The 10,927-nt window shown below is 61.1% G+C and carries 12 protein-coding genes and 1 pseudogene; 8 read left to right on the top strand and 5 right to left on the bottom strand.

What is annotated here, in order from left to right; translation table 11 throughout:
• Positions 1-1,254: Ig-like domain-containing protein (locus MOV75_RS14080; protein WP_247006013.1), on the bottom strand; the 1,254-nt coding region annotated here is incomplete at its 3' end.
• An 822-nt stretch (positions 1,255-2,076) separates the two neighbouring features.
• Positions 2,077-2,340 (bottom strand): annotated as a pseudogene (locus MOV75_RS42950) (FecR domain-containing protein); the annotation flags it as partial.
• Here MOV75_RS42950 and MOV75_RS14070 point away from each other — a divergent pair.
• Positions 2,335-2,625 carry a hypothetical protein gene (locus tag MOV75_RS14070; protein ID WP_247006011.1) on the top strand — a complete coding sequence of 97 codons (291 nt, stop codon included), beginning with the start codon at positions 2,335-2,337 and terminating at the stop codon, positions 2,623-2,625. The pseudogene MOV75_RS42950 and the gene MOV75_RS14070 sit on opposite strands and share 6 nt — an antisense overlap.
• A gap of 661 nt (positions 2,626-3,286) precedes the next feature.
• Here MOV75_RS14070 and MOV75_RS14065 read toward each other — a convergent pair.
• Together MOV75_RS14065 and MOV75_RS14060 are read right to left on the bottom strand one after the other, a co-directional pair.
• The gene (locus tag MOV75_RS14065) at positions 3,287-3,505 is read right to left on the bottom strand and encodes a hypothetical protein (protein WP_104464108.1); all 219 of its coding nucleotides are present in this window, start codon (positions 3,503-3,505) and stop codon (positions 3,287-3,289) included.
• A gap of 377 nt (positions 3,506-3,882) precedes the next feature.
• On the bottom strand, positions 3,883-4,128 hold the full coding sequence (locus MOV75_RS14060) for a hypothetical protein (RefSeq protein ID WP_246917356.1): 246 nt from the start codon (positions 4,126-4,128) through the stop codon (positions 3,883-3,885).
• Positions 4,129-4,237: 109 nt separating this feature from the next.
• Between MOV75_RS14060 and MOV75_RS14055 the strand changes: the two genes are divergently transcribed.
• The 5 genes from MOV75_RS14055 to terL all read left to right on the top strand — a co-directional run bounded on the left by MOV75_RS14055 (position 4,238) and on the right by terL (position 8,667).
• Positions 4,238-4,402 carry a hypothetical protein gene (locus MOV75_RS14055; RefSeq protein WP_246917360.1) on the top strand — a complete coding sequence of 55 codons (165 nt, stop codon included), beginning with the start codon at positions 4,238-4,240 and terminating at the stop codon, positions 4,400-4,402.
• A gap of 186 nt (positions 4,403-4,588) precedes the next feature.
• Positions 4,589-5,224, top strand: coding sequence for a hypothetical protein (locus MOV75_RS14050; RefSeq protein ID WP_246917364.1), 636 nt, complete (start codon positions 4,589-4,591; stop codon positions 5,222-5,224).
• A 148-nt stretch (positions 5,225-5,372) separates the two neighbouring features.
• On the top strand, positions 5,373-6,836 hold the full coding sequence (locus tag MOV75_RS14045) for a DNA methyltransferase (protein ID WP_246917368.1): 1,464 nt from the start codon (positions 5,373-5,375) through the stop codon (positions 6,834-6,836).
• The gene (locus MOV75_RS14040) at positions 6,833-7,267 is read left to right on the top strand and encodes a DUF5681 domain-containing protein (protein WP_246917372.1); all 435 of its coding nucleotides are present in this window, start codon (positions 6,833-6,835) and stop codon (positions 7,265-7,267) included. Before MOV75_RS14045 ends, MOV75_RS14040 begins: the two co-directional genes overlap by 4 nt.
• Positions 7,264-8,667 (top strand): phage terminase large subunit, encoded by a 1,404-nt coding sequence (gene terL, locus MOV75_RS14035; protein ID WP_247006010.1) that lies wholly within the window; start codon positions 7,264-7,266, stop codon positions 8,665-8,667. The genes MOV75_RS14040 and terL overlap by 4 nt, the downstream gene beginning before the upstream one ends.
• A 294-nt stretch (positions 8,668-8,961) precedes the next feature.
• Here the strand turns inward: terL and MOV75_RS14030 are convergent, their stop codons facing one another.
• Positions 8,962-9,351, bottom strand: coding sequence for a hypothetical protein (locus MOV75_RS14030; RefSeq protein ID WP_247006014.1), 390 nt, complete (start codon positions 9,349-9,351; stop codon positions 8,962-8,964).
• A gap of 240 nt (positions 9,352-9,591) precedes the next feature.
• On the opposite strand from MOV75_RS14030, the gene MOV75_RS14025 reads away from it, so the two are divergent.
• The gene (locus tag MOV75_RS14025) at positions 9,592-10,452 is read left to right on the top strand and encodes a YqaJ viral recombinase family protein (protein ID WP_247006009.1); all 861 of its coding nucleotides are present in this window, start codon (positions 9,592-9,594) and stop codon (positions 10,450-10,452) included.
• A partial coding sequence (locus MOV75_RS14020) for an ERF family protein (protein ID WP_247006006.1) occupies positions 10,436-10,927 on the top strand: 492 nt, incomplete at its 3' end. The genes MOV75_RS14025 and MOV75_RS14020, both read left to right, overlap by 17 nt.

Below are 10,927 nucleotides of genomic sequence, written 5' to 3'. Positions count from 1 at the left end.
CGTGCTGCCGTCCAGGATGGTGACGGTGGTGCCGGCATCGGCGACGCCCACCGTGCCGGTGATGGTCTGGCTGGCCTGGTTGACCGGTCCGCCCGCGCTGGTGATGGCGACGGTCGGCGCCGTCGTGTCCAGGGTGAAGTTCAGCGATGCGCTGCCGGTGTTGCCAAAAGTATCGGTTTGGCTTGCCACGATGGTGTGTAATCCGTCGGCCAGCCCGCTCGGCGTAAACGACCAGGCGCCTTGCGCATCCGTGGTCGCCGTAGCGGTGCTGAGAACACCATCGATCGTCAGATGCACCACCGTGTTGGCGAGGCCGGTGCCGCTCAGCGCCGGGTTGGCGGTGACATGGTCGGTGACTGAGGTGCCGGTGTCGGAGACGAGACTCTCGGTCACCGTCGGGCCGGTGGTGCTGAGCGTATAGACCACCGCGCCGCTGGTTGCGATGTTGCCGGCGGCGTCGCTCATCCGGGCCGTCAGGGAGTTCGGGCCGTTGCTGAGCGTGACCGTTGTGCTCCAGCTGCCGTTGCCCTGCACGATGGCGGTGCCGATCGTCGTGGCGCCATCCAGGATGGTGACGGTGGTGCCGGCATCGGCGACGCCCACCGTGCCGGTGATGGTCTGGCTGGCCTGGTTGACCGGTCCGCCGGTGCTGGTAATCGCAACCGTCGGTGCCGTCGTGTCGAGGGTGAAGTTCAGCGATGCGCTGCCGGTGTTGCCAAAAGTGTCGGTCTGGCTCGCCACGATGGTGTGCGGTCCGTCGGCCAGCCCGGTCGGCGTAAACGACCAGGCGCCTTGCGCATCCGTGGTCGCCGTGGAGGTGCTGAGAACACCATCGATCGTCAGATGCACCACCGTGTTGACAAGGCCGGTGCCGCTCAGCGCCGGACTGGCGGTGACGTGGTCGGTGGCCGAAGTGCCGGTGTCGGAGACGAGACTCTCGGTCACCGTCGGACCGGTGGTGCTGAGCGTATAGACGACCGCGCCGCTGGTCGCGGTGTTGCCAGCCGCGTCGCTCACCCGAGCGGTCAGGGAGTTGCCACCCTGGTTCAGCGTGACAGTGGTGCTCCAGCTGCCGTTGCCCTGCACGATGGCGGTACCGATCGCGGTGGTGCCATCCAGGATGGTGACGGTGGCGCCGGCATCGGCGACGCCGACCGTGCCGGTGATGGTCTGGCTGGCCTGGTTGACCGGTCCGCCCGCGCTGGTGATGGCGACGGTCGGCGCCGTCGTGTCGAGCGTGAAAACAACGGGCACGCTCGTTGTAACGTTGGCGCTAGGGTCCAAAGCCACGATGCTGTGGTCGCCATCACCTGCCAGGGTGACCGCCAGGCTCCAAACGCCTCCGGAGCCAACGGTAACCGTTCCAATCTGCGTCGTAACACCATTGTATGTGTCGTACAGCGTCACCGCGCTTCCAACGAAGGACGGATCAACTGTTCCACTGATTGTTTGATTTCCTTGGTTGGTTGGACCGCCTGCGCTGCTGATAAGGACAGGTCCGAATGAAGCTATAACAACAGCTTGCGATGGGTCCAAAGTGGGGACGAGCGGTTTCGAGGCGAAGGCATAAGTCCCCGCGATGGAAGCGAGGGTCACAACAACTGGAGTGATCGATCCCCCACCAGCTTGGCCTTTTATGTCGTCCCCTATAACCGTGGTTGGAGGTTCAGTGGGTAATGGTGGGGGGCTCCCAGCGAACTTCTGCAGCGACTTTGTGTCGACGTCTCCTCGCTTGCCGTCGCTAGGTGCCGGAGTATCTGGAGCGATCTGCTTCCCGATATCGTAGGTCGTTAACACCTGTTGAAAAGCGTTGAACTCCTGCGCAACTTGCCCTGGGGTCTTGCTGACGGCTTGGGTGATCACCTCGAAATTCGCGGTTGGCGTGATGGTTAGCGATGGACCGTCGCTGGTAACTATCCCGATCGGATCCCCAGCAGTACAAACGCCTTGAAGCAAGTTCGTCGCTGGAAGGCATTTGAAGACTTGTACGGAATGAACTCGGCCGTCTTGCTGATCAGCGACAGAGACCGAGACTTTCCCATCCACAGCATCGACGCTGAGAAGGACGGCAGTACCGCGAATTCCAATCGCGGCAGTAGGCGTCACGACCTGCATGTCGCCGGTTTTCGCGACCTGGCCAGCGACGAAACTGGCAGCACCCTGGATGAGAGTGAACATCGAATGGTTCGTGCCACTCGTCAGACTGACTAAGGTGCCACTCGCACTACTCTGCCCCTCATACCCCAATTCGTTCAACATGAATCGAGCATTGGCGCTCAGGTTGAACGTGGTGCCGTCGATAAGGACGAGACCAATGGCAGAGCCGCTTCCAGTTTGCACGACATCGTTCTGATAAACGACATCCCCATTATTCGCCTCGATCGTAACGCCGTTGCGGACGATGCTGGCGCTTCCCGTTACGGTCGCGACACGGCCAATCACCTTTGCGGCAGCGGCATTACCTCCGGCTTGCGCAAAGGTTTGATAACCGGTGAGGGCTTCGACCACTCTCGCATCGAGCAGCGCGCCGTCCGACGAGCTGAGCGGCAAACGCTTCTCACTGAGAAAGTAATTGGGGATCGTGATCCGATGGTCAGAATCGGAAATGATGAGATCATGACCTGAACGTGCATAGTCCCCTGAGACCAGGAGATGCGCGTCCGAAATGATGAGTGCGTGAGCTGGGGCAGGCTTGGGGAAATTAAAGGACGCCCCAGCCATCTCAGACGTTTGGTTCAATGGGGTATTCAAACCAGCGCCCCGCCAATAGATTTGCAAATTAAATAATTAACTGTTAATAACACCTCGTAGATTAAATTAAAATATATTTTTGATCTGGGCGAGAACGCTGGAAGCCTGCGGTGGTGTGGCCCGTCATAATCACGTTGGACCAACTATCTGTGGCTGACGATCCAAGACGACACGCGCTGGGTCCATTCGCATGGTGCAATCAAGAGGGCTTCATCGCCTGGACCTGTTGGAAGTGCGCCGTCAGCTGGTGCGCGCGCGCAATCGGCACTCCAATGACAGGCGCATTGTGAGGCGCATCAACGGTCTGTTATGTCGAATTTATCACTTGGATGCGATCGACCCCAAAGGAGGTCGGCGAATCCGCGAAGCCATTCAAATTGCGCTGCGAGATACATCCAAGGATAGTTGACCAAAGTCCCGCGCCCCGCTCCCTTATTATCCGCGATTGCGAGGTGCGTTCACTCGCCAAGCGTATCCTGCCACATCTCGGCCAGTGGACAATTGCGACAGACCGCGGGTTGACCGCTGCTTGCGGTTACCGTTTGCCGCTGGGCGGGTGATTGCACATCTTATGGAAAGCGTTCGCCGCCCCGGCCATCTGAAGCGATAGCTGGTCCATGGCCGATCCTTCTTCAGCCAGGCGCTTCTCAATGTACTGCTGCTCAACGTCGGTCAACGCAGTTTCCAGCAGGCGCAAATACCGCTCAACATTCTTCCTATGGGTCTGCAAACGGACAATCGTTTCGTCGCTCATGTTCTATCCAAATAGGCAGCGGCGCAATGTTGCAAAACAGCTCTGAAAAGCCGCTTCAAAAAAACCAAAAATTAAATAGCAGATTTAAAATGGCGGAAAAAATGAAGCAGGTCAAGACTCCGTCTCGCGGTGAATTGCTTATGCTCCACACGCCGGATTTTTGAATTTACTAAAATCCAAGCTTGCTATGCGAAATTTGATTGTGGGGCAGCTTATGTCGAGTGCGGCAGCTTATGTCGAGTGCGATTGAGTTGATTGTTGGCGGCTTTCACTCGGCTGAAATCCGTTCGTGTCGCCCGAGGAAGAAGCACAACTTCTTGCGCTGTTCGATGGGGGTGTGAGCGAGACCGGCAAACAACCCTTTGGGCCGCACCCGCCTAGCGGTCTCCGGTCGATTGCAGCGCGAGTAAGCCCCATTTGCGGACGTGTTTGTCGAGCAAGCGGCGGGTTCGTCGAAGCTCGTGGCGATCAAACGCCCCGCGGTCGCTCCTGAAGGGTTTGAAGGCGAACCCGCTGCGGTTGGGCCATGGCGTTGCGGCCACCAGCGAGGCCTGCTCGCCAGCCAGCGCCACGCAGGCCTTGCGGCGAAGCAGCCCCCGGATGGCACCGGTGACCTTCAGCACGACACGAGTCCCAGCCCCCAAAGCTCTCCTCGGCCTCTGGGCACAACTCAGGATGGCACCCGTAAATTTCCCAATGTCGCCCGCCTTGGGCCGGCGGGAAGATGGCACCATGAAATTCTCGAAGCCAAAGGAATGGAGCGACCTCGAACGCAGGAAACTTTCAGCGATGATCCGCCGGCGGTACGGCGCGGCGGAAATTGCCGCGGCTCTTCGCCGGCATGTCGGCTCAGTCAAGCGGATGGCGCGAGAAATGGGGCTACTTCTGAAAAAATGACTCGGACGAACTTCATCGATCTCTTGCAAGAGCGATCGCCTGTCCGCGTTCGACCGATGCCGGGCCTTTGCAGCGGCGCGAGCGATCTACCGGTCTCAACCGGACCGTAAAGCTACGGGTTGAAGGTTAAGGGCTTGTGCCCAATGTTAGCAACCTGGGGGCTCCAACTTCTTTCATGGAGACCACATGCCCCGATTGGAATGGCTGCAACAGGAGGAATCCGAGAACCGGCGCTCGATTGCGGACGTCGTCAATGTTCTCCACGAACATGCCATCTTCGACCGTGTGCGTACCGTCGAAATCAGCGTCGGTCGCTTACGGCTGTCGTCCAAACAGATTGTCGGCCTCGTCGGCATCTTTGTCGAGAACGCGGCGGCGCAGACCATTTCCCTCGTCGCGCTGCCGAGCGCCAAGCAATTTCGCGCCCGGCCCGAGGGCAGCCAAGAACTCGAAACATTCGATATCCTCCGTCTAGAAGGAGCGACCGTCGATGGGCGCGGCAATGTCGAGCTTGTCGACGGCACACGGCTTCGCGCGGTCGAGGTCGTCCCCGCCTTGCTGCCCTATAACGTGACCGATCTCGACTGGCGTATTCTGCATCATATCATTGCGATGATGAAGGCTGAACAGGAGTGCTACACGTACCCGATCCGCTTTGCCCAGCCCTCCGATGCGCTCGATTGCAGCAAGCTGCCGGCCCTCAGAGGGAAGGTCCCGCCGCGAAAAGAGATACTGCGGTACATTGCGACGCAAGACCCTGCGCTTAAACGCCTGTCCAGGCAAAAGATAGACGACACGTTGCACAAGTTCGGTATGCTGTAGCCCAGACGTCGCGTCGAACGCGGCGCCTCGGACCAGCGGCAGGAGTTGGAGGCGCCTTATTGCCACAATTCGATTGGCATCACACTTGATGCAAACGTCCGGAGAATGCTGAATATCGCTAGCTCCTTCAACAACAAGGAGCTTCGACATGACGCCCGGTCGAACAGAGGCCGTCCGCAGATTGCGGTCTAACACACCCACCGCGCTTTCCAAGTCCCGCAAGCGAACTAAGCACCTCCAACGTTCCATTGAGGATCAATTGGAGGTTGGCAAGACAAGCACTCGCTTGCCACAGGTTGACCAACCGGAAGTGCGATTGCTGCCGCTACGAGCGCTCAAACGAGCTACCAAGAACGCGCGAACGCACTCCAAGAAGCAGATCAAACAAGTCGCAAACTTGATCCTCCGCTTTGGCTGGACCTACCCGATTTTGGCCGACGAGGATCGGCGGATCATCGCCGGGCACGCCCGCTGGGAGGCGGCCAAGCAGCTTTCCCTCAAGGAGGTCCCCGTTCTGGTGATGCGCGGCCTCAGCGACGCGGAAAAGCGCGCCCTGGCGCTCGCCGACAACAAGATTCCCGCAAACGCTGGTTGGGATCGCAAGTTGCTTGCCGAAGAACTCGGTGAGCTCGCCTCGCTTCTCCCAGACTTCAATCTCACCCTCGACATCACCGGGTTTGAGCCGGCCGAAATCGACGGGCTGCTGCTCGATTTCGGCAGCTCAGAGCACGATTCAGCAGACGCGTCCTGCACGATCGGCGAGCGGCCCATCAGCCGCAGGGGCGAGCTGTGGCAGCTTGGGGCGCACCGCGTGCTGTGTGGCGATGCCTGCGATCAGAGCGATTGGGCGCGGCTGATGGGATCCGAGCGGGCCAGCATGCTGATCGCGGATGGACCTTACAACGTGCAAATTTCCAAAACGCTCGGCCGCGGCAAGATCAAGCACCGCGAATTTGCGGTGGCGTCAGGTGAAATGTCGCCGGCCGAATTTACCGATTTTCTCACGGGCTGGATGCGCTTGGCTGTCCAATTCTCGCACGATGGCTCACTGCACTTTGCGTTCGCGGACTGGCGCCACATTGGCGAAATGCACAATGCGGGCCACGCCGTCTTCGGTCCGCTGCAAAATCTAGTGATCTGGAACAAAACCAACGCCGGCCAAGGCAGCTTCTACCGCTCCCAACACGAGCTGATCTTTCTCTACAAGAACGGCGATGCGCCGCACCTCAACAACGTTGAGCTCGGCCGCCATGGCCGCAACCGCTCCAACGTGTGGACGTATGCCGGCGTCAACACCTTCCGCCAAGGCCGCCGCGACGATCTCACCGTGCATCCCACGGTGAAGCCGGTCGCCTTGATCGCGGACGCGATCAAGGACTGCACGCGGCGCGGCGACCTCGTCGTTGATCCCTTCCTGGGATCGGGCACCACCCTGCTGGCGGCGGAGCGCGTCGGCCGCAAAGCCTTTGGGCTGGAGATCGATCCGCTCTACGTCGATGCCGCAATCCGCCGGTGGCAGGACGTCACCAAACGCGATGCGATCCTTGCCGCCACCGGACAGGCCTTCGACGAGGTCGCGGCTGCGCGTTCCGCACCGGAGCGCAGCACATGAGCCGGCGTGAGCGATCAGGCCGGCGCCGGGCCGGCACGGCTGGAGGAAAACGTGACGATGTTGGTTATGGCCGTCCACCCCGCGAGCACCAATTCAAGCCGGGGCAATCCGGCAACAAGAAGGGTCGACCAAAGGGATCCAAGAACGAGGCGACCATCATCAACAAGCTTCTCAACCGCAAAATCGACATCCGTGAAAACGGACGAGTGCGCAAGATCACCGTGCTCGAAGGCATCCTGACCAGATTTGCGGACGACGCCCTGAAGGGCAAGGACAAATCGGCCGCCTTCCTTCTCAACCGCCAACAGTTGCTCGAAACATCATCCGAGCAGCCCGCCAACGACGTCCTCGATATGGACGATCGCAAGATCTTGGAATCTTACGCCCAACAGCTTTACGCGCAATCCAAGAAACAAGGAGACTCCGAATGACCAACCACGATCATGCATTGTTGTGCGCCATCCTGCGCAATGACTTCGTCAGCTTTGTCTATCGCTGCTTTCTCCACCTCAACCCCGGTGCTCAATTCCTGCCCAATTGGCACATCCATGCAATTGCCTATCAGCTCGAGCGCGTCCGCCGCGGCGAAATCACCCGGCTGATCATCAACATGCCGCCGCGTTACCTCAAATCGATCACGGTTTCTGTGGCCTTTTCGGCCTTTCTGCTTGGGCTGTCGCCAGGCCGCCGCATCATTTCCATCAGCTACGGCGATGAGCTCTCGGCCAAACATGCCAGCGACTTCCGATCCATCGTGCATGCCGAGTGGTACCGGCGCGCGTTTCCGGACATGCGCATCGTGCGGAGCACCGAATCCGAGCTGATCACGACCCGACGCGGGTCGCGCAGAACGACATCGGTTTCGGGGACGTTGACAGGGCTCGGCGGCGACGTGATCCTGATTGATGATCCGCAGAAGCCGATCGATGCGCAATCGGAGTCGCGTAGAACCGGCACCAACCAATGGGTAACGAATACGCTGATGTCGCGTCTGGACAACAAGCAGACCAGCGCGGTGATCGTGGTGATGCAGCGCGTTCACCTGGACGATCTGTCGGGGTTTTTGACCAGCTCATCCGATGATTGGGAGGTGCTCAGCCTGCCCGCGATCGCGGAGACCGACGGCGCGATCCCGATCGGTCCCAACCAATTCCATTTCAGGAAGTCAGGAGAGGCGCTGCATCCGGCCCATGAATCGATCGAGACGCTGCGCAAGCTGCGCCACACGCTCGGGCCGGACGTGTTTGCGGCGCAGTACCAGCAGGCGCCGGTGCCGGCCGGCGGCGCCATGATCAAGCGCGATTGGCTGCGATATTACGACGAGGCTCCCTCAAGAGACGTGCTGGGCTGCCGCATCATCCAGAGTTGGGATACGGCCGCTAAAAATGGCGCGCAGAACGACTGGTCGGTGTGTACGACGTGGCTGGTCATTGACGGGACGTACTACCTGCTGGATCTGGTGCGCGGTCGGTTCGAATATCCCGCCCTCCGCGACACCGCGCTCCAGCTCGCCAAGCGTTTCAAGCCGCACGAGATCCTGGTCGAAGAGGCCTCGACCGGAATTGCACTGGCGCAGGAGCTCCGCGACAAGCGCGACTGCTTCGTCAACCCTGTCAAGATCAATCATGATAAGGTTGGTCGGCTCTACGTCCAGCAGAGCAAATTTGCCGCCGGACGCGTGCTGTTTCCGAGAAACGCGCCGTTCCTGGCTGAGCTTGAAATGGAGCTGTTGACCTTCCCGCAAGGCCGTCACGACGACCAGGTCGACAGCATCAGCCAGACGCTGGCCTATGAAGACACCGGCTACGATTACACGCTGAGCTGGCTCTGATCGGACGCCTTGCCGCTAGGCGAGCCTCTCCATCACCCAATCGTGCAAGCCTAGCCGCAGGATGGTCGAGCCGAGCTCGCGATCGGTCCAGGCGTGAATATCTGCGATCGACGGGGGGGGCGCTCAGCGCCCCCTTCGGCGATGCGTCGACGTGGTGGAATTTGTCGCGCCCAAGCGCTGGGCGGTGATGCCGTGAAGCTGTTGGAAGAATTATTGTGGGCACCAGCGCGTGGTTCGGCACCCAAGCAGCAATGCGGCCAGTTTCCAGAACGAAGCCAAGTGACCGCACCAAAGTCACTTGAGCCCGAGCGAGCGGACCGTCCGCCGCTGCTGCACCAACGCGGCCCGTTCGTAGCGCTCGAGGCCCTTGAGGCGTTTGAGGCCTGCCGGAGTTGGGGCGGCCAAAAGCCCGGCCAGCATCATCTGCCGCAAACGTCGCAGCCGCAGCAGCGCGAGCTTGGACTGTGCCAGGGCCATCGCTGAGGCCGGGGTGATTTGATGCCCGAGTCCACAAGCAATCGCGACGGCAAAAGTCGCGACCTCGGCCGGATCGCCGATCGTGGTCCGCGCCAAGCCATGGCGCAGCGCATTTTGGCTGGACCTTGCCTTTCCGCCCGCCGTTTTCGGGCCCGTGCTGCGTGTGGCGTTGGCGCGATTGGCTTCGATTTGGCGAATTGACGTCATCTCCAAGCTCCTTAACTGGGGCAGCTTTCGGCACCGGAAAGCTCGCTCCAAGGCTTTGAAACATCAAGCACTTTCGGGCCCAAAGAACCGCAAATTCGCTGCAGAAAGCACTGGCATTCCCGCGCAAAAGGAGCGTTAATCATGTCACCGGGCCGTGGGCCGTTGGCCCCGGTCTCTCTCCTCGCAGTGGCGGGGCTTTTGGTGGTGCGGCGGCAAGCCGCGTAAACCTAGGAGAGACCGGTGACCCCGATTGCAACCGACGGCGCTGCGGCGCCCCGTTCCTTACTCACGTTCAACCCTCGCGACCGCCGCGCCTTCATCGGCGGCTCCGACGCGCGCATCATCATGGGCGACGACCAGGACGCGCTCAGGCGCCTGTGGCAGGAAAAACGCGGCGAGCTCGCGCCGCAAGATTTGTCGCACAACCTGATCGTTCAGCTTGGCATCGCCACCGAAGACCTCAACCGCAGCTGGTACCAGAGCGTCACCGGGCACGCGATCACCGACATCCAGAAGCGGGTGCGACACCCCGTCCACGCCTGGATGGCGGCGACGGTGGACGGCATTGTCGCGCCGACCGGCGCGGTATTCGAGGCCAAGTTCATGCTGCCCTGGACTTTTAGCGAAGAGGCGGCGGCCGAGAAACACATGGCGCAGCTGCAGCACAACATGTGGGTGGTCGCGGCGCGCGCGGCCGTGCTCTCGATCATCACCGGCGGCGGTAAATGGGTCGAGATCACCGTGCATGCCGACCCGCTCTACCAACACCTGCTGCTGACCGCGGAGAAAAAGTTCTGGCGCTGCGTGCAGAGCGGCGAGCCGCCGCTGCTGTTCGGGATCGAGACCCCACGGCCACGGCTCGCCGCCGTCAAGGTCGTCGACATGACCGCCTCCAATCTGTGGGCCGCATGCGCGGCGACCTATCTGCGCACCCGCGACGCCCATGGCGAGCACGAACTGGCCAAGACCGAGCTCAAGAAGCTGCTGCCGGAGGATGCCAAGGAAGCGTTCGGCCACGGCATTCGCGCCAAGCGCTCAAAGGCCGGCGCCGTCAGCTTTGATCCGGTTGAGATGGAGGCCGTCCATGCACCAGGCCAGTGAGCATATCGGCGCGATCGCAGCAGCCTTGGCCCGCGCGCAAGCCGAACTGACCAATCCGGAAAAGACACTGACGGCTCAGATCCGCTCGCCGTTCCTGCGCGATGACGACCGCACCTTCCGCTACGCCTCGCTGGCGAGCGGCCTCGACATCGTGCGCAAGACCCTGAGCCGGCAGGAGATCGCCACCATCCAGACCACCCGGGTCGAGGAGACCACCGGCCACATCCACCTCACCACCCTGCTCGCCCATTCCTCCGGCGAGTGGATCTCCTCGGACTGGCCGGTCTGCGCCGCACGGGACATCGAGGCGCCGCATCGCATGGGTGCGGCGCTGACCTACGCCCGACGCTACGCCCTGTTCGCGCTGGTCGGGATTGCCGGCGAGGATGATCTGGATGCCCCGAATACGGCCGCCGGTTCCCCCGCACCACCTAACCTCAAGGCCTCGCCCGGCAAGGGCGCTCTCAACCGTGCC

It is taken from the genome of Bradyrhizobium sp. PRIMUS42 (assembly GCF_023006515.1).
GTDB lineage: Bacteria > Pseudomonadota > Alphaproteobacteria > Rhizobiales > Xanthobacteraceae > Bradyrhizobium.
This window is presented reverse-complemented; position numbering and strand designations above follow the sequence as displayed.